The 18148-nt window shown below is 66.8% G+C and carries 14 protein-coding genes; 8 read left to right on the top strand and 6 right to left on the bottom strand.

Features of this window, described 5'->3' with window-relative positions; all coding sequences use genetic code 11:
- Nucleotides 1-27 precede the first annotated feature (27 nt).
- The gene (locus tag D7S86_RS04095) at nucleotides 28-1845 is read right to left on the bottom strand and encodes a glycoside hydrolase family 2 protein (protein ID WP_121083655.1); all 1818 of its coding nucleotides are present in this window, start codon (nucleotides 1843-1845) and stop codon (nucleotides 28-30) included.
- Nucleotides 1846-2225: 380 nt separating this feature from the next.
- On the opposite strand from D7S86_RS04095, the gene D7S86_RS04085 reads away from it, so the two are divergent.
- Nucleotides 2226-3194, top strand: a complete 969-nt coding sequence (locus D7S86_RS04085; protein ID WP_121083651.1) for an ArsR/SmtB family transcription factor — start codon at nucleotides 2226-2228, stop codon at nucleotides 3192-3194.
- 109 nt (nucleotides 3195-3303) lie between these two features.
- Here the strand turns inward: D7S86_RS04085 and waaA are convergent, their stop codons facing one another.
- From waaA to D7S86_RS04065, 4 genes are all read right to left on the bottom strand, one after another.
- Nucleotides 3304-4590 carry a lipid IV(A) 3-deoxy-D-manno-octulosonic acid transferase gene (gene waaA, locus D7S86_RS04080; protein ID WP_121083649.1) on the bottom strand — a complete coding sequence of 429 codons (1287 nt, stop codon included), beginning with the start codon at nucleotides 4588-4590 and terminating at the stop codon, nucleotides 3304-3306.
- A 150-nt stretch (nucleotides 4591-4740) separates the two neighbouring features.
- A complete protein-coding gene (locus D7S86_RS04075) occupies nucleotides 4741-5625 on the bottom strand; it encodes a Kdo hydroxylase KdoO (protein WP_121083647.1) in 885 nt (294 codons plus the stop codon).
- A gap of 35 nt (nucleotides 5626-5660) precedes the next feature.
- Nucleotides 5661-6674, bottom strand: a complete 1014-nt coding sequence (gene waaC, locus D7S86_RS04070) for a lipopolysaccharide heptosyltransferase I (protein WP_121083645.1) — start codon at nucleotides 6672-6674, stop codon at nucleotides 5661-5663.
- A 134-nt stretch (nucleotides 6675-6808) separates the two neighbouring features.
- Nucleotides 6809-8200, bottom strand: a complete 1392-nt coding sequence (locus D7S86_RS04065; protein WP_121083643.1) for a phosphomannomutase/phosphoglucomutase — start codon at nucleotides 8198-8200, stop codon at nucleotides 6809-6811.
- Nucleotides 8201-8379: 179 nt separating this feature from the next.
- On the opposite strand from D7S86_RS04065, the gene D7S86_RS04060 reads away from it, so the two are divergent.
- From D7S86_RS04060 to D7S86_RS04025, 7 genes are all read left to right on the top strand, one after another.
- The gene (locus D7S86_RS04060) at nucleotides 8380-9642 is read left to right on the top strand and encodes a lipopolysaccharide biosynthesis protein (RefSeq protein WP_240647976.1); all 1263 of its coding nucleotides are present in this window, start codon (nucleotides 8380-8382) and stop codon (nucleotides 9640-9642) included.
- Nucleotides 9639-10463 (top strand): glycosyltransferase, encoded by an 825-nt coding sequence (locus D7S86_RS04055; RefSeq protein WP_121083641.1) that lies wholly within the window; start codon nucleotides 9639-9641, stop codon nucleotides 10461-10463. Before D7S86_RS04060 ends, D7S86_RS04055 begins: the two co-directional genes overlap by 4 nt.
- A 122-nt stretch (nucleotides 10464-10585) precedes the next feature.
- Nucleotides 10586-11776, top strand: a complete 1191-nt coding sequence (locus D7S86_RS04050) for a glycosyltransferase family 4 protein (RefSeq protein WP_121083639.1) — start codon at nucleotides 10586-10588, stop codon at nucleotides 11774-11776.
- Nucleotides 11773-12807, top strand: a complete 1035-nt coding sequence (gene galE / locus D7S86_RS04045) for a UDP-glucose 4-epimerase GalE (RefSeq protein WP_121083637.1) — start codon at nucleotides 11773-11775, stop codon at nucleotides 12805-12807. Before D7S86_RS04050 ends, galE begins: the two co-directional genes overlap by 4 nt.
- 149 nt (nucleotides 12808-12956) lie before the next feature.
- A complete protein-coding gene (locus D7S86_RS04035; protein ID WP_121083635.1) occupies nucleotides 12957-14063 on the top strand; it encodes an MraY family glycosyltransferase in 1107 nt (368 codons plus the stop codon).
- A gap of 114 nt (nucleotides 14064-14177) precedes the next feature.
- A complete protein-coding gene (locus tag D7S86_RS04030) occupies nucleotides 14178-14924 on the top strand; it encodes an aspartate/glutamate racemase family protein (protein WP_121083633.1) in 747 nt (248 codons plus the stop codon).
- 266 nt (nucleotides 14925-15190) lie between these two features.
- Nucleotides 15191-15742 carry an acyloxyacyl hydrolase gene (locus D7S86_RS04025; RefSeq protein WP_121083631.1) on the top strand — a complete coding sequence of 184 codons (552 nt, stop codon included), beginning with the start codon at nucleotides 15191-15193 and terminating at the stop codon, nucleotides 15740-15742.
- Between the two features lie 4 nt (nucleotides 15743-15746).
- On the opposite strand, the gene D7S86_RS04020 is transcribed toward D7S86_RS04025, so the two are convergent.
- Complete coding sequence (locus tag D7S86_RS04020; protein WP_158601853.1) at nucleotides 15747-17918, bottom strand: hybrid sensor histidine kinase/response regulator; 2172 nt, start codon at nucleotides 17916-17918, stop codon at nucleotides 15747-15749.
- Nucleotides 17919-18148: the final 230 nt, after the last annotated feature.

Below are 18148 nucleotides of genomic sequence, written 5' to 3'. Positions count from 1 at the left end.
CGACTGTCGTGTTGTGTTTTCAGGTGTTCAAGCGGACGGCTTCGCGAGCCACCGGTCGCTATAACCGAGCGAATTCGCGACAAAATCACGGCGCGCGGCGGCCGCTTCGCCGAGCGTCGCCCGCGCCAGTCCGACGAGGTCGGCCTTGGGTTCGCGGGTCTCGGTCAAAAGACCGTTTTTCTCGAGAAACGTGTCGGTCAGTTGCGTATAGCAAAAGCCCGACAACGCCGTGCACTGATGGATCGCGGCGAGCAGCGCCGCATAGCGCGCCAGCAGTTCGTCGCCGCTGCGTGCGATCGAGTAGCCCCAGCCCTCGCCTTCGGTGATGCACGCGATGCCGCCGAATTCGGTGAGCAGCACGGGCCGCCCGGCCGGATCGAAACCGTCGGTCAGCAAGCGGCGCCGCGAAGGACGGATCGACGCGAGCGTCGCGTCGATCGCGTCGCGCGTCACATAGCGCTCGGCGATCACGGCCGGATCGTGGTGGTAGTCGTGAATGTTCACGAGATCGCCGCACGGCATTTCCCAGCCGTCGTTGCCGACGACGGGACGCGATCCGTCGATCGCATGCGTGAGTTCATAGAGCGCCTTGACGAGCGCGACCTGACGCCGCGAATGCGGCAGATCGGGGACGCCCCACGACTCGTTGATCGGCACCCACGCGACGATGCACGGATGCGAGATATCGCGTTCGAGCTGCTGCTGCCACTCGTCGACGACCGTCGACACGGTCCGGTCGCCGAAGCCGTAGGCCGACGGCATCTCGCCCCAGACCGCGAGGCCGAGCACATCGCACCAGTAGAGCCAGCGCGGATCTTCGGCCTTCTGGTGCTTGCGCGCGCCATTGAAGCCGAGCTTCTTGATCATTTCGACATCGTGCCGCAGCCGCGCCGAGTCGGCCGTCATGAGGCCGTCGCGCCAGTAGCCCTGGTCGAGCACCATGCGCAGCGTATAAGGACGGTTGTTGAGCATGAAGCGCTCGCCGTCGGTCCAGACGCTGCGCAACGCCGTATAGCTTTCGACGCGATCGACGACGCGGCCGTCGGCGTCGCGGAGTTCGAGTTCGGCGTCGATGAGTTGCGGATGCTCGGGGCTCCACATCCAGTCGTCGCGTCCGTCGTCGATGCCGAAGTCGGACGCGATCGCGTAGACGCGGCTCAGCTCGTCGCCGTCGAGACGCGAGGTATCGTCGACGACCGTACGGCCGTCCTTCGACAACTTGACGCGTACGCTGCCGCCCTGCGGCGCGTCGACGAAGCGCAGGTCCGCGCGGATCTCCCAGCGCGCGACATCGGCCTGCCATTTGATCTTCTCGATACGGCTCGCCGACACGCGTTCGAGCCAGACCGTGCGCCAGATGCCGGTCGTGCGCGGATACCAGATCGAGTGCGGATCGCGCTTCCAGTCCTGCTTGCCGCGCGGCTTCTGCATATCGGCCGGATCGTCGTCGGCGCGCACGGCGAGTTCGAAGCGCGTGCCCTTGATCCACCGCGTGACGTCGATCGAGAACGGCACATGGCCGCCGCGATGCGTGCCGACTTCGGCGCCGTCGACATAGACGCGCGCCGCGTAATCGACCGCGCCGAAATGCACGATCACGCGTTCGCCGGCGCCGAGCGCGCCGCCGTCGAGATCGACCGCGCGCCGGTACCAGACGCGCCGATGGAAATCCGTGTCGCCGATGCCGGAGTTCGGCGCTTCAGGCGCGTACGGCACCTGGATCGTGCGATCGAAGCGGACCTGCGCGAGTTCGTCGATCGCGGCGTCGTTGTCGAATGCGAATTGCCAGGCGCCGTCGAGGTTCGTCCATGCGGCACGCCGCAACTGCGGACGCGGATAGTCCATCGCTGTGTCTCCGAGACATGTTGTTGTATGCGTCGGCCCATGCGGCCGATGTGTGGGCACGATACTAACAATAATACTTGCGACAAACCAAGATCTGCTTGATCGTTCCAGAAAGTGGGATTCGCGCGTGGCAAGCGACACCGGCGGACCGATGCCGTGCCGATCCGCCTATGCGCGGCTTCGCATCGAGCTCGCGCGACCTCGGTATAATGCCGAAAACCCGCGCGCGGCCCGCATCACGACGAAATCGATCGACCCGACGCACGGATCACTTCAAATAAAGTTGCGACAAAGTGAGGCGTCGATGCCGCACGTCGTCCGCACCCGCTCGGGGGCGCGCGACGCGCGGCGTCCGCCCGATTCGAGCGAGGGGAAACGCAATGGCGCCGGTTTCAGGTAGCCGGGTACTAGTCGTCGAAGGAGAAGCCGCGTTGCCGGTCGTCAAGGCTCTGGCGTCCGAAACACGCCAGACGATCCTGAGCCTGCTGACCCACAACGTGATGAACGTCTCCGAGCTTGCGGAGATCATGAATCAGCCGCACTCGACGATCGGCTTCAATCTGAACCAGCTGCAGGCCGCGGGGCTCGTGACGTTCGAATTCGAGCCCGGCACGCGCGGCTCGCAGAAGCTCTGCGCGAAGGCCTACGACGAAGTCCATATCCGGCTGCCGGGCGCGGCCGTCGCGAGCGAGGCGGACCAGGTCGTCGTGGTCACGATGCCGATCGGCAGCTATCGGTATCTCGAAGCGACGCCGACGTGCGGGCTCGCGTCCGAATCGAAGATCATCGGCATGCTCGACGACCCGCGCTCGTTCTTCGAACCCGAGCACGTCTATGCTCAGATGCTCTGGTTCCGCGAAGGCTATGTCGAGTACGCGTTTCCGAACAACCTGCCCTATGGCGCGCTCGCGCGCTCGCTCGAACTCTCGATGGAGATCTGTTCGGAAGCGCCGCAGTACGATCCGAACTGGCCGTCGGACATCACGCTCTGGATCAACGATCGCGAGATCGGCACGTGGACGTCGCCCGGCGATTTCGGCGGCACGCCGGGCCTGCTGACGCCCGCTTGGTGGCACACGGACCAGACGACCTCGGGCATGCTCAAGCGCTGGCGCGTGACGCCCGAGGGCGCGATGATCGACGGCGTCGAACTCTCGGCGACGACGATCGATGCGCTCGCGCTCGCGGACGCGAATCACGTGAAGGTCAAGCTCGGCATCAAGCCCGACGCGCGCCATCGCGGCGGGCTCAATCTGTTCGGCCGCAAATTCGGCAACTACCCGCAGGACATCGTCATGCGGATCCACTACGAATTCCCGCACGACGCGCCGAAGGTCACGATCCGTTAAGCGCCTGCCGCTACGTCGGCACCCTGAAGGATTGCTGAATGACGGCGGTTGAATGAAGGTCGCTGCAAGGCGGTCTCCGATACGAAAGAAGCCGCCGAGCGCCGCACGCCTATCGCAGATACGGATCGAGCACGGCCACGGTTCTTTGCGTCGCGCCGCGGTGACGCGCCGCGAACGCGCTCGCGGCGCCGCGCATCATGGCCTGGCGCGACGCGTCGGCGAACAAACGATCGAGCGCCTCGGCAAGACCCGCCGCATCGGCGACCTGGATCGCCGCGCCCGCGGCCAGCGCATCGGCGCTCGCCTGCGTGAAATTGAACATATGCGGCCCGAACAGCACCGGCGTGCCGACCGCGCACGCCTCGATAAGGTTCTGCCCGCCGAGCGGCAACAGGCTTCCGCCGATAAACGCCGCGTCGGCCGCCGCGTAGTACGCGGGCAACTCGCCCATCGAATCGCCGAGCAGCACCTGCACGCGCCGGCCGTCGGGCGATGCGGCGTCGAGCGGCTTCGAGGCGTCCCATTGCGAGCGCCGCACATAACGCCAGCCCTCGCGTTCAAGCAGATTCGCGACGTCGCCGAAGCGTTGCGGATGACGCGGCACGAGCACGAGCAGCCGGTCGTCGTTCGCCATGCGGCGCGCGGCGTCGAGCAACAGGGCTTCTTCGCCGTCGCGCGTGCTTGCGGCAACCCAGACATGCGCGCGATCGAATGCGGCGCGCCACGCCTGTCCGCGCGCGATCAGCGCGTCGGATGCCGTCATGTCGAACTTCAGATTGCCAAGCACGGCGACCTCGCGCGCGCCAAGCGCGCTCAATCGTTCGGCATCCGACGGACTCTGCGCGAGCACGCGCGTGAAACCGCCGAACACCTCGCGCGCCGCGCGGCCGAAGCGGTCGGCGCGCCGGAACGAACGCTGCGACATCCGCGCGTTCACGAGCACGAGCGGCACGCCGCCGCGCCGGCATTCGTCGATGAGCGTCGGCCAGACCTCGGTCTCCATGACGATGCCGAGCGTCGGCCGCCACGCGCGCAGGAAACGGCGCACGGCCCACGGAAAATCGTAGGGAAGATAGCCGCGCAGCACGCGGTCGCCGAACAACGATTCGCTCGCCGCGCGCCCGCCCGGCGTCATATGCGTGATGAGCAGACGCGCATCGGGATGCGCGGCGAGCAGCGCTTCGACGAGCGGCTGCGCCGCGCGCGTCTCGCCGACGGAGACGGCATGGAGCCAGATCAAGCGTGTCGGATCGTCGGCCGCGCGTCCCGCGACCGAACCGAATCGTTCGCCGATATGTTCGCGATAGCCGCGTTCCTTGCGCGAGCGCACGAACAGCCGTACGACCGCGATGGGCGCGATCAGAAGCCATAGTGCGCGATAGATGAATCTGAGCATCCGTGAAGCAGTCGTCGTGTTGGAGGGGAGCGGCCGCGCGCGCGGCGCCTAGGCGTCGCATCGCTAACGCATCGGCGGCACGGACAACGCGCACGAGGCACGCAACGCGCGGATCATCTCATGCCGCGCGCAGCGCGGGCACAACGCGTCTCAGACGAGCGCGTGACCCTTCACGCGTTCGAGCACGGCGAGCGGCGCGCAATCGGGTTCGACCATATCGCGCGCGGCGAGGAACAGCGTCTGCTCCATCATGAACTGGCCCGACATGACCGCATGCGAGGTCTGATCGGAGAAACAGACCCACGTGCTGCCCGCCGGAAACGGCATCGTCTGCTGGGCCGCGTCGCGCTGGTAGTCGAGATCGGCCTTCATCGCATCGTGCAGATGGAGCATCAGATGGTCGTACTCGGTACGCCGCGACTTCGTGATGCCCAGCGTTTCGAGCAGCCATGCCGAGCCCGGCAGCGCGGGCTTGATCGCGGGCACGAAGCGGCGCGCGACCGTCTCGAAGGGTTCGCCGACGCGCCACACGCGCGGCGCGCCCGTCGGGTTCACGTTGACGAACACGCGCAGGATGCGTTCGCCGCGATTGGGCCGCGACGGAAACGCATCGATATGAAGCCGGCTATCGTCCTTGCGCCACGAACTATGACGCGTTTCGACCTGATGGAGCCGCAGACTCGTCGGCGCGCTGCGCATCTTGCCCCGATACTCGGGCAGCAGGCGGTCGACGAGTTCGTGCGCCTGGCGCTGGAACCGCGCGACCATCGCGCGCACGGCCGTCTGCGTGGCTTCGTCGCCCACGACGCCGACGAGCGCGCCGCCGCGCGGTGCGAGACTGATGTTCTTGCGCTTCGGATCGGCGATCGACGGATCGAACAGACGCCGCTCGTCGGCGGACACCTCGAACGCGAGCGACGGAAAAAACAAGACCTTGCCGCGTTCGAGCCCGGCGCGCAGCGTCTCGCGCGGCACGTCGAGCGCTTCCGCGCGCCAGTCGCTGCCACGCACTTCAATGATCTGTGAATCGCTCATGGAATTCCGAACCAACGGGCGGCGCGAAGCGCGTCTTACAGCAGCCCGAACGATGCGAGCGTCTGCATGACTTGATCGAGCGTCGGCGACGCGCGACCGCCCAGATTGACGATCTGTGGCGACCAGTACCCGCCGGTGCGCCACGAGGTTTCGAAATTGTACAACTCGACGGTCGGCACCTTGAGCGCGGCCGCGATATGGATCACGCCCGTATCGACGCCGACGACGGCCGCCGCCCCCGCGAGCAGCCCCGTCACGGCCGGCAGCGAGAGCCGCGGCGGCACGAGCGCCGCCGCGCCGAACTCGCGCGCGATGCGCTCGCTCGTGGCGCGTTCGCCGTCGCTGCCCCATGGCAGCACGAGCGAGGCGCCGTGCCGCACGAGCGCCTGTCCGAGCCGAATCCAGTTCGCCTCGTCCCATTGCTTGTCGGCGCGCGAGGTCGCGTGCGCGAACACGACATAGGGCAACGGCAGATTGAGGTCGTAGGCCGCGAGCGCGGCGGCCGCGGCGCTCGGATCGAGGCCGAAATCGAGATCCGCCGACAGCGGCGCGGGCCGCGCGTACCCGAGCGCCTCCGCCGCGAGCTGGCGCGAGCGGTCGACGACGTGCGTGCGCGGCTCGATCGGCACACGTGTGTCGTAGAAGAAGCGCACGGGCCATTCGAAGCCCGCGCCGTCGGTCCGGTTCGCGAGTCCCGTCACGGGACCGCGCGCCCAGCTCGCGGTCCAGGCCGTCTTGATCAGGCCCTGGAAGTCGATGACCGTGTCGTAGCGCTCGGCGACGAGTTCGCGCCGGAAGCGCCGGATCTCGCGCCAGGTCTGCGCGCTGCCGAGGTGCTTGCGCCAGCGCCGCAGCGAGTACGGAATCGCGCGCCGCACGCCGCGCACGATCCGCACGAGATCGATGAAGCCGTCCTCGACGAGCCAGTCGATTTCCGCGTCGGGCGCATGCGCGAGGATGTCGGCGACGACGGGCGTCGTATGCACGACGTCGCCGAGCGACGACACCTTGACGATCAGGATCTTGCGCCCGCGGCCGTGCTCGGACATGGCGGACGTAGCAGACGTAGCGGACGGTTCAGACATAGGGCGGCGGGCGTCGGTGGATCCGTGCTGTGCGCACGCGCAAAAAAAATCGCGCCCGCGGCAAACGACCGCGGGCGCGTCAATCTAGCGAAACTCGGTCAGAACGGCAACTGGGCGTCGGCTTTCGCCGCGAGAAACACGCGCCGGAAGTCGTTCTGGATCCGGTCGAGCGCCGCATCGCTGTCGGCCTCGAAACGGAACACGACGACGGGCGTCGTGTTCGACGAGCGCGCGAGGCCGAAGCCGTCGGGGTACTCGACGCGCAGGCCGTCGATCGTCACGACGTCGTCGGCGCCCTCGAAGCGCGCGGTCTTCTGGAGTTCGCCGATCAGCGCGAAGTTCTCGCCCTCGGCGAGCTTGAGCTGGAGTTCGGGCGTCGACACCGAGTTCGGCAGATCGTTGAGCAGCTTGCTCGGGTCCGCCACGCGCGAGAGGATCTCAAGCAGCCGCGCGCCCGTGTACAGACCGTCGTCGAAGCCGTACCAGCGGTCCTTGAAGAACACGTGGCCGCTCATTTCGCCCGCGAGCGGCGCGCCGGTTTCGCGGAGCTTGGCCTTGACGAGCGAGTGTCCGGTCTTCCACATCAGCGGCTCGCCGCCCTTCGCGCGGACCCAGCGCGCGAGATTGCGCGTGCATTTGACGTCGTAGATGATCTGCGCGCCCGCATTGCGCGACAGCACCTCTTCGGCGAACAGCATGAGCTGGCGGTCCGGATAGATGATCTGTCCGTCCTTCGTCACGACGCCGAGGCGATCGCCGTCGCCGTCGAACGCAAAGCCGATCTCGGCGTCGGTCTCCCGGAGCGCGCGGATCACGTCCTGCAGATTCTCGGGATGCGCGGGGTCCGGATGGTGATTCGGGAAATGGCCGTCGATCTCGCAGAACAGCTCGACGATCTCGCAGCCGAGCGCGCGGAACAGCTTCGGCGCGAGTTCGCCCGCGACGCCGTTGCCGCAATCGACGACGATCTTGAGCGGCCGCGCGGGCTTGATGTCCGACACGATGCGTTCAAGGTAGGTGTCGGCGACGTCGTAGGTCTGATACGTGCCCGCGCCCGTCGCGAAGTCCTCGGCGACGATGCGCTTGTAGAGCGCCTGAATCTGCTCGCCGTAGATCGCCGCGCCGCGCAGCACCATCTTGAAACCGTTGTAGTCGGGCGGATTGTGGCTGCCCGTGATCACGATGCATGAATCGACGCGGCGGCCGCCGAGCCCGGCGAGCGGTACGCTTGCCGCGAAATAGCCGACCGGCGTCGGCACCATGCCGATATCGACGACATCGACGCCGCTCGCCTGCAGGCCTTCGGCCAGCGCCTTCGACAATTCGGGTCCCGAAAGACGCCCGTCGCGCGCGATCACGACCGCGTCGCCGCCCTGCGCGCGCACTTCGGTGCCGTATGCGCGGCCCAGCAGCCGCGCGACGTTCGCGTCGAGCGTCTTGCCGATCACGCCGCGGATGTCGTAAGCCTTGAAAATCGATTGAGAGATCATTGTCATGGAGTCTGAAAAGTACACAAGCGGACGGAGACAGAAGACAGGTCAACAGAGGAGGGGCACGCCGGTCGCCGCTTATAATCGCAGCTTTTGTGCCTGCTCGGGGACACCCGCCCCGCAAGCAGATCCGCCGATCTCGGGCAATCAAAGGTGCGGCTATTGTAATCCCTAAGGTGGTGCCAAAGATCAGCGAAGACGTCTCGCGCGCGATCGGCAACCTCGTCTGGCTCGGCTGCGAACGCGTGACGCAGATCGTGGTCGCGATCGTGATCAGCGGCGTGCTCGCGCGTCATATCGGACCCGATGTGTTCGGCAAATGGCAGTACGCGAATACGCTGCTGCTCGTGCTCGTGCCGATCACATGGGTGTGCGGCGCCGAGATTCTCGTGCCCACGATCGTGCACGAGCCGCCCGAGCGCCTCGGCACGATTCTCGGCAGCGCGTTCGCGCTGCGCTTCGGCATCTCGCTCGCCGCGATGCTCGTGACGTGGCTCGTGCTCGGCATCGGCGCGCACACGGGACAGATCGACGCCGTCGTGGCCGCGATGCTCGCGGGCCTCGCGATGACGATGCTCTTTCGCGAACCGTTCGGCGTGATCGGCACGTGGCTCCAGAGCCGCACGCACAGCAAGCCCGCGCTGATCGCGGCGATCGTCGCCGCGCTCGCGAAGATGGGACTCGTCGTGCTCTTCGTGCGGCTCGCGTTCGCGCCCGCGCATCTGGGCTGGCTCTGGGCGCTCGAGTCGGCCGCGATCGCCGCGGCGCTCGTGGCCTACTACGCGCGGCAGCATGGCGGCCGGCTCGGCTGGCATCTCGACACGCGCCTGTTCCGGCATTTCGTGTCGGCGGGTTCGGTGTTCTGGCTCGGGCTCATCTGCATGTATCTGTTCCTTAAACTCGACCGGCTCATGCTCGAGCGCGTCGTCAGTTATGCCGATCTCGGCCGCTATTCGGCGGCCCAGCAACTCAATGAAAACTGGATCACGCTCGCGTTGATGCTCGCGCAAACGCTCGGGCCCGCGTTCGTCTATCGCGTGCACGACACGGCGCGCCTGCTGCGCAATATGGTTCGCCTGCTCGCGATGACCGCGGCGCTCATGATCGTGGGCGCGCTCACGCTCGACGCGCTCGGCGGCCTCATCATCCGGACCGTGTTCGGCCCGGGATTCGACGGCGCGGCCGACATCTTCCGCTGGGCCGTCTGGCTGTCGCTGCCGGCCGGCGTCGAGGCCATCGCGAATCTCGTCGTGCTCAAATACCAGGCGCGCTACGTCCTGCTCACGAAGTGGCTCTGCGCGCTCGCGGCGGCCTTCGCCACGAACCTCGTCACGATTTCGCGCTTCGGCGGGCACGGCGCGCTCATGGGCCTCGCGGCCGGCTACGTCGTCGCGATCGCGGTCGATCTCTACTACATTCGCTTTCGCCTCGCACCGACATGAACGCCGCCATCGCCCCCACGCTCGACGATGTCGCCGTGCTGCTGCCCGCCTACAACTGCCAGGCGGATCTCGAACGCACGCTCGCGTCGTTCAAGGAGCCGGCGACGGTGCACGTGCTCGTCGTCGACGACGGCAGCACGCCGCCCGTCGTGGCGCCCGCGATGCCGGGCCTGCGCATCGATGTGCTGAGGCTAACGCCGAACGGCGGGATCGAACGCGCGTTGGCGGCAGGCGTCGAGGTTTTGGCGGCACGCGGCGTGCGCTATATCGCGCGCATCGATGCCGGCGATCTCGCGGTGCCGAACCGGCTCGTCATGCAACGCGACTGGCTCGACGCGCACCCGGACGTCGGCGCGCTCGGCATGCGCGCCGACGTCGTGACGCCCGACGGCACGTTCCTGTTCAAGCTCGACGTGCCGACCGATCCCGCGCGGATCCGGCGCGTGCGCTTTGCGCGTTCGTGCTTCGTGCATTCGTCGATGATGCTGCGCACGCAGGCCGTCGTCGACGCCGGCAACTATCGCGCGCGCTACCGCGCGGCCGAGGACCTCGACCTGTTCCTGCGCATCATGCGGACCGGCGCATGCGCGAACCTGCCGCAAACCGGCGTCTACTACGAGCTCAACCCCGGCGGCATCAGCGCGACGAAACGGCGCACGCAGATCCGTTCGACGCTCGCGCTCCAATGCCGCTATTTCAACCCCGCGAATCCGTACGACTGGATCGGACTCGCGAAAAACCTGCTGCACTTCGTCGTACCGCATACGTGGCTCGGTGCGCTCAAGCGCCGCGTGTTGCGCGGCGCGGCACGCGCCGAATGAGCATACCGATTGAGCACACCGATTGAGCATGCCGATCGAGTAAGCCCGTCGAGCCCGCCCATCGAGCGTCCAACGAACACTGAACACGCGCCGGCTGCGCACGCAATGAGATCCCTCGCATCATGAAGACCGAATCCCCGCTGCACGTCTGTCTGGTGTCGAACACGGCGTGGTCGATCTACAACTACCGTCACGGCACGCTCAACGCGCTGCGCGAACGCGGCATCATCGTGACCGTGATCGCGCCGAAGGACCGCACGTTCGCGCTGCTCGAACAGATCGGCGTGCGGTGCATCGATCTGCGCGTCGCGTCCAAGGGGACCAATCCGATCGAGGACCTCGCGCTGCTCGGCACGCTGCGGCGACACTACCGGACGCTGCGGCCCGATCTCGTGTTCCACTACACGATCAAGCCGAACATCTATGGATCGATTGCGGCGGCGCTCGCGCGCGTGAAGTCGATCGCGGTCACGACGGGACTCGGCTATGTGTTCATCCAGGACAGCACAGCCGCGCGCGTCGCGCGCGCGCTGTACCGTTTCGCGTTCCGGTTTCCGCGCGAGGTCTGGTTCCTGAATCGCGACGATCTCGACGCGTTTCGCGGCGAAGCGCTGCTCGCGCACCCCGATCGCGCGCGCCTGCTCAACGGCGAAGGGATCGATCTCGCGATGTATGCGCCCGACCCCACGGACACGGCCCGCGCATCGAAGCACACTGTCGACTTCATCCTGATCGGGCGTTTGCTCTGGGACAAGGGTGTCGGCGAGTACGTCGAGGCCGCGAAGACGCTGCGCGCACGCTATCCGCACGCGCGCTTCAAGCTGCTCGGCCCGGTCGGCGTGGCCAATCCGAGCGCGATCTCGCAGGCCGAGATCGATGCATGGGTCGGCGCGGGCCATGTCGAGTACCTCGGCGAAGCGCATGACGTGCGGCCGTATATCGCGCAGGCCGACTGCGTCGTGCTGCCGTCGTATCGCGAAGGCGTGCCGCGGACCTTGCTCGAAGCGTCGGCGATGGCCAAGCCGATCGTCGCGACCGATGTGCCCGGGTGCCGTGAAGTCGTCGACGACGGCGTGACGGGGCTGCTCTGCGAAGCGCGCGACGCGGGCGATCTGACCGCGAAGCTCGCCGCGATGATCGAGATGGATGCGCGCGCGCGCCGCTCGCTCGGCGAACGCGGACGCGCGAAGATGGAGGCGGAATTCGACGAGCGTCATGTCGTCGACCGGTATTTGAAGACCTTGAGCGCGCTGACAGGCCAGCGCGTCGACTCGCAGGGCGCGAACGGGAACAGCAACGGGAACAGCGAATGACACGCACGAACAAAACGATTCTGGTGACGGGCGGCGCGGGCTTCATCGGCTCGCATACGAGCGTCGAACTGCTCGGCGCGGGCTATGACGTCGTGATCGTCGACAACTTCGTGAACAGCAAGCCCGAAGCCGTGCGGCGCATCGAGCGGATCGCGGGACGCACGGTCGCGCTCCACGCGGTCGACGCATGCGATCCCGTCGCGATGGGCCGTGTGTTCGACGCGCATCCGATCGACGCGGCCATCCATTTCGCCGCGCTCAAGGCCGTCGGCGAATCCGTGCAGAAGCCGCTCGAGTATTACCGCAACAATCTCGACAGCCTGCTCGTCGTGCTCGACACGATGCGCGCGCGCGGCGCGCGGCACTTCGTGTTCAGTTCGTCGGCGACGGTCTACGGCAATCCGCACGCGGTGCCGATCGACGAGACGTTTCCGTTGTCGGCGACCAATCCCTACGGGCAGTCGAAACTCATCGCCGAACAGATCCTGCGCGATCTCGTGCGCGCCTCGCCCGATTGGCGCGTGGCGACGCTGCGGTACTTCAATCCGGTCGGCGCGCACGAGAGCGGTCTGATCGGTGAGGACCCGAACGGCATTCCGAACAACCTGATGCCCTACGTCGCGCAGGTCGCGGTCGGCAAGCTGCCCAAATTGCGCGTGTTCGGCGGCGACTACGACACGCCGGACGGCACGGGCGTGCGCGACTTCATCCACGTCGTCGATCTCGCGCGCGGCCATCTCGCGGCGCTCGACGCGCTGTTCGAGCAGGATCGCAGCGTGACGGTCAATCTCGGTACAGGCAACGGCTACAGCGTGCTCGACGCGATCCGCGCATTCGAGGCCGCGAGCGGACGGCCGATTCCTTACGAGATCGTCGATCGCCGGCCCGGCGATATCGCGTCGTGCTATGCGAATCCCGACGCGGCCGAGCGCGAACTCGGCTGGCGCGCCGCGTTCGGCCTCGAACGCATGTGCGTCGACCAGTGGCGGTGGCAGTCGACGAACCCCGACGGGTATCCGGCCGAGGCGTAAGCGGTCGGACGGCGGTTGGCGGTTGGCGGTTGGCGGTTGGCGGTTGGCGGTTGGCGGTTGGCGACGCGTACGGCGGCGCACCGCGCGCGTCCGTGCGATGGCGCACGCGCGGGCCGCTATAATCCGCCATCCCTCGCCAAAGCGCCGTCATGCTGAGCTTCGCCATCGCCTTTATCGCCTCGCTGCTCGTCACCCTGCTGATCGTGCACTACGACCACCTGCACGAACATCTGTCGTCGGATACCGATCTCGGCGGCGTGCAGAAATTTCACGCCAAGCCCGTGCCGCGCATCGGCGGCGTCGGCATTCTCTGCGGGCTGATCGTGTCGAGCGCCGAGCTCATGATCAGTTATCCGCACGTCTCGGCCGGCATCTTTCTCGTGACCTTGTGCGGCATGCCCGCGTTTCTGTCCGGCATGGCCGAGGACCTGACCAAGCGCGTGACGCCGCTCGCGCGGCTCGTCTGCACGATGGCCGCGGCGCTTGCGACTTACTGGGTCGTCGGCGCGGCGGTCACGCGCATCAGCGTGCCGTGGTTCGACGCGGCGCTCTCGATCCCCTTGATTTCGTGCGTGATCACGGTGTTCGCGGTCGCCGCGCTCGCGAACGCGGTCAACATCATCGACGGCTTCAACGGTCTCGCATCGATGGTCGCGATGATGATGTTCGCCTCGCTCGCGTACGTCGCGTTCCAGGTCAGCGATCCCGTCGTGCTGTCGGGCTCGCTGATCATGATGGGCGCGATCCTCGGCTTCTTCATCTGGAACTTCCCCGCGGGGCTGATCTTTCTCGGCGACGGCGGTGCGTATTTCGTCGGCTTCATGCTCGGCGAACTCGCGATCCTGCTCGTCATGCGCAACCCCGGCGTGTCCGCGTGGTACCCCGTGCTGCTGTTCATGTATCCGATCTTCGAGACCTGCTTCTCGATCTACCGGAAGAAGTTCATCCGCGGCATCTCGCCGGGCGTGCCCGACGGCGTGCATCTGCATATGCTCGTCTACAAGCGCCTCATGCGGTGGGCGGTCGGCTCGCACGCCGCGCGCGAAATCACGCGCCGCAACTCGCTGACCTCGCCGTATCTGTGGCTGCTCTGCATGGTCGCCGTCGTGCCCGCGACGCTGTTCTGGCGGCACACGCTGCATCTGTTCATCTTCGTCGTCGTGTTCATCGTCTCGTATGTCTGGCTCTATATGAGCATCGTGCGATTCAAGGTGCCGCGCTGGATGGTCATCCACAAGAGCCGGCGACGCTCGTAAGTCCGGGCGGTACGGCGCGCGCACGGCGGCGTCACGCCGCGCAACACGAATCTTTTTGACGCCTCTACGATCATCGCGTTGCCGGCGGCCGTCCGGCCCCTTTACCGGTGCGCGATGAAAATCCGACTGATCAATCCGAACACGACGGTCCGCATGACCGAGGTCATGGGGGCTTGCGCGCGCGCCGTCGCCGCGCCCGGCACGCAGATCGACGCGGTGAGCCCGCGCGACGGCCCGCCATCGATCGAGGGCTGGTACGACGAATCGCTCGCGCTGCCCGGATTGCTCGCCGAAATCGCGGCCGGCGAACGCGACGCGTGCGACGCCTATGTGATCGCATGCTTCGGCGACCCGGGCCTCTATGCGGCGCGCGAATGCGCACGCGGGCCCGTCATCGGCATCGCCGAGGCCGCGATGCATGCGGCAAGCGTCATCGCGCCGAGCTTCGCGGTCGTCACGACGCTCGCGCGCACGTGCGGCATGGCCTGGCATCTGGCCGAGCGATACGGCATGAAGCGCTTCTGCAAGAACGTGCGCGCGACCGATATCGCGGTGCTCGATCTCGACCAGCCCGGCTCGGACGCGCGGCGCCTGATCATCGACGAATGCCGCCGCGCGCTCGACGAAGACGGCGCCGAAGCGATCGTGCTCGGCTGCGCGGGCATGGTCGATCTGTGTCACGCGATTGAAGACGCGATCGGCGCACCCGTCGTCGAAGGCGTGACCGCGGCCGTCAAATGGGCCGAAGCGCTCGTTTCGCTGAAGTTGGCCACCGCCAAGCGCGGCGAGTACGCAGCCCCGCTGCGCAAGCCATACGACGGCGCGCTCGCGCCGTGGAGTCCGTCGGGCGGCGGCCGCTGAAGCGAAGCACGCCGCTTGCCCCGGATCCGGGTCTGTAACTCTCCCGATTGCGTTTGCCGATGCGCGCCGCCAGGTACGCGCATTGCTCCGCACAGCCCGTGAAATGCATGGCAATCCATGCACATCATGAATGCGCTGCGTAACGCGGCCGACGCTGGCATAGTCTGCCCCAGCGGTCCGAACGCATGGCGTCGCGAACGCATGCGCCCGACCGACGACATGCAGATCGCGTTCGTGTCGGGCGAACGCCCAACTCGGGTACATCGATGCAAAAGGCAACACGATCTTCGCGGGTCGCGGCCGTGCTGAGCGTGGCCGGCGCCGCGTTCTCTCCGCTTGCGCACGCCGATCTCGGCGTGACGTTCGCGGGCGGCGTCGCGAATCACCATACGACCACGCTCGACGCCGCCGTCGTCTGGGATCCAAATCTTCACTGGTGGCAGATGGGCGACTGGAGCTTTTCGCTGCTCGGCGAGTTCCATGCGGCCCAGATCCGCAACACCGAAGGCGTCGATCCCCGCACGGTCGCCGCCTTCGGCGTGACCCCCGTATTCCGGATCGGCAAGGACGGTGGCCCGATCCGTCCGTTCTTCGAAGCCGGCGTCGGCGTGCGGCTGCTGAGCGGCGTGCACTTGAACGAGGCCTACGACATCAGCACGGCGTTCCAGTTCGCCGACATGGTCGGCGTCGGCCTCAAGTTCGGCGGCAAGGGTCAATACGAACTCGGCTACCGGTTCGAGCACCTGTCGAACGCGAGCATCAAGCGCCCGAACCCCGGCATCAATTTCGAACAGCTCTACGTCGGCTACATGTTCTGACGTCTCAGACCGCGTGCGCGCGCAGGTCCTTGACGATCGCGCCGAGCACGTTGAGATCGAACGGCTTCGCGAGCACGTCGAACCGTTCGCTCGCGCGATCGAGTTCGTGCGCATATCCCGTCATCAGCACGATGCGCTGCAAGGGCATGTCGCGGCGGATATGTTCGGCGAAGTCGATGCCGTTCATGCTGCCCGGCATATGAATGTCCGACAGGATCAGATCGAACGAGGCGCCCGTATCGAGCAGCCGCAACGCGTCGTCCGCGTTCTTCGCGTGCGTGACGTCGCAGTCCATGAGATCGAGCACGGCCTCCATGCCCGCCGCGACCTCGAAGTTGTCCTCGAGGATCAGGATGCGCGGGTGGCTTTCCGTACCCGGCGCCTGAGCGACTTCGACGATGGGCTCCTCGACGGTCGGCACCGCGCCCGTCGAGCCCGGCAAATAAACGCGCACCGCCGTGCCGATCCCCTCGGAACTTTCAAGCCGGACCGTGCCGCCCGAGTGCCGGCAGAACGCGAGCACATGCGCGAGACCGAGTCCCGCGCCGGTCCCCGCGGGTTTCGTCGAGAACATCGGTTCGAGCGCGCGTTCGAGCACCTCGGGCGTCATGCCGCGGCCGTTGTCGGAGATCGACAGCACGACGTAGCGTCCCGGCGCGAGTTCGTGCTGGCCGTCGGGCAGACGGACATTGCGCGTCGCGATCCGCAACTGTCCGCGGCCCGACATCGCATCGCGCGCATTGACCGCGATATTGACGACGGCGAGTTCGAGCTCGTGCGCATCGACGAACACGGGCCACGTATCGTCGCGCACGTCGTAGATCACGCGCGTGCCGGGGCCGGCCGCGGTCTGGATCAGCGCATCCGTTTGCCGGAACCATTCGGGCAGCGCGATGTTCTCGCGATTCATCGGCTGCTTGCCCGCGATGCCGAGCAGGCGTCGCGTGATGGCCTGCCCCGCGCCGATCGCGCGCTCGATCGAATCGACTTCGAGATCGATGCCGAAGTAATGCTTCTTGCGCGCGACATCGAGATTCGACGACACGACCATCAGCATATTGTTGAAGTCGTGCGCGATCGTCGCCGCGAGGTTGCCGAAGCCTTCCATGCGGCGCTCTTGCGCGGTCAGGCGATCGGCCGTGACGCGTTGATCGTGACCGACACGCCAGCGCTCCCATGCGCCCGCGTCGTCGGCGATCCAGCGCAGCGCGTAGACGATGAGCACGAACGCGAGACCGCACGGCAGCAGCGTCGCGAGCGTGACGATCGCCATCGATCCGAGCCAGGCCCGCACGATCGAGCGCTCGTCGACGGCGGCCGCGACATAGAGCGGCGCGTCGTTGATGCGCCGGAACGCGACGACGCGATCGGGCTGGCCGTCGTGCGCGGCCGTGTGGATCATGCCCGAGAGCGTTTCCTCTCGCAGCGCCTGGGCGAACTCGGGGTCGAGCGGCTGCTGGGGCGCATCGAACGGGACCGGCGGATAGCGCGCGATCAGCGCGCCGTCGCGCCGGTAGAAGCTGAGGGACAACGCGCGATTCGCGCCGATGAGGTCGCGATAGTAGTCGACGAAATAACTGCGCTTGAGCGCGACCGTCACGACACCGCGAAAGGTCTGCTGCGCGTCGAGCCGCGCGATGGCCGCGACGAACACCTCGGAGCCGCTGACGACGCCGCGCAAAGGCAATGAAAAGTACTTCGACGGCCAGACCCCGCGCGCGCCGATAAAGTCCTCGCGCCCGCTGATATTGACCGGCGGCACCGGGTATTCACGGCTCGACGCGAGCAGCGAGCCCGAGCTGTCGAAGATCGACAGCGCCGAGATCTCCGGGTACCCCTCGGTCAAACGCGAAAGCCAGTTGTAGAGTTGCCGCTGATCGCGCGAGATATCGGCGGCCGTGCGCGCGCTGAGTCCGTCGATCACGCGCGACTGGAGTTCGGCGTCCATGTCGACGACCTTGATCGCGTGCTCCTGGGCGACGCGCGCGATCCGGTCGATGCTTTCGTTGGCCTGCACTTGCCGGCGATGCAGATCCACGCGGCCGTAGATCGCGAGATACGCGAGCGGGAGCACGACGATCAGCACGAGCACGACGCGCAACGCGCGTCGGATCTTCCCGACGTCCCGCGTCGGTGCGGCGTAGTCCGTCTCAAACGATCGATCGGTGCCGGTCATCGATGGGCGTACGTGCAGATGAGTGACCGGCGTACCGAGCCGGAGACGGGGCGACCTCGAGCAGGCCATGCAGACCGTCGAACGCATGGGGCAAAAGCATAAAACACACGCGCTGAATCCGCCAGTTTGCCTACGACGAAAGCCATCTGCGGCGAGCGGCGTCCAGCCGGATATGCCGGCTATGGACCTCACGTGCCATACGACGCGCAGGACCCGTGGGCCCTTGGCAT

It is taken from the genome of Pararobbsia silviterrae (genome assembly GCF_003628125.1).
In the GTDB taxonomy this organism is placed as follows: Bacteria; Pseudomonadota; Gammaproteobacteria; order Burkholderiales; family Burkholderiaceae; genus Pararobbsia; species Pararobbsia silviterrae.
This window is presented reverse-complemented; position numbering and strand designations above follow the sequence as displayed.

Bases quoted from the DNA above. Each gene is read 5' to 3' on its own strand.
- D7S86_RS04055 (WP_121083641.1), top strand. From the start codon at position 9,639: ATGAACGCCGCCATCGCCCCCACGCTCGACGATGTCGCCGTGCTGCTG.
- D7S86_RS04095 (WP_121083655.1), bottom strand. From the start codon at position 1,845: ATGGACTATCCGCGTCCGCAGTTGCGGCGTGCCGCATGGACGAACCTC.
- D7S86_RS04085 (WP_121083651.1), top strand. From the start codon at position 2,226: ATGGCGCCGGTTTCAGGTAGCCGGGTACTAGTCGTCGAAGGAGAAGCC.
- galE (WP_121083637.1), top strand. From the start codon at position 11,773: ATGACACGCACGAACAAAACGATTCTGGTGACGGGCGGCGCGGGCTTC.
- D7S86_RS04030 (WP_121083633.1), top strand. From the start codon at position 14,178: ATGAAAATCCGACTGATCAATCCGAACACGACGGTCCGCATGACCGAG.
- D7S86_RS04075 (WP_121083647.1), bottom strand. From the start codon at position 5,625: ATGAGCGATTCACAGATCATTGAAGTGCGTGGCAGCGACTGGCGCGCG.
- D7S86_RS04065 (WP_121083643.1), bottom strand. From the start codon at position 8,200: ATGATCTCTCAATCGATTTTCAAGGCTTACGACATCCGCGGCGTGATC.
- waaA (WP_121083649.1), bottom strand. From the start codon at position 4,590: ATGCTCAGATTCATCTATCGCGCACTATGGCTTCTGATCGCGCCCATC.
- waaC (WP_121083645.1), bottom strand. From the start codon at position 6,674: ATGTCCGAGCACGGCCGCGGGCGCAAGATCCTGATCGTCAAGGTGTCG.
- D7S86_RS04020 (WP_158601853.1), bottom strand. From the start codon at position 17,918: ATGACCGGCACCGATCGATCGTTTGAGACGGACTACGCCGCACCGACG.
- D7S86_RS04035 (WP_121083635.1), top strand. From the start codon at position 12,957: ATGCTGAGCTTCGCCATCGCCTTTATCGCCTCGCTGCTCGTCACCCTG.
- D7S86_RS04050 (WP_121083639.1), top strand. From the start codon at position 10,586: ATGAAGACCGAATCCCCGCTGCACGTCTGTCTGGTGTCGAACACGGCG.
- D7S86_RS04025 (WP_121083631.1), top strand. From the start codon at position 15,191: ATGCAAAAGGCAACACGATCTTCGCGGGTCGCGGCCGTGCTGAGCGTG.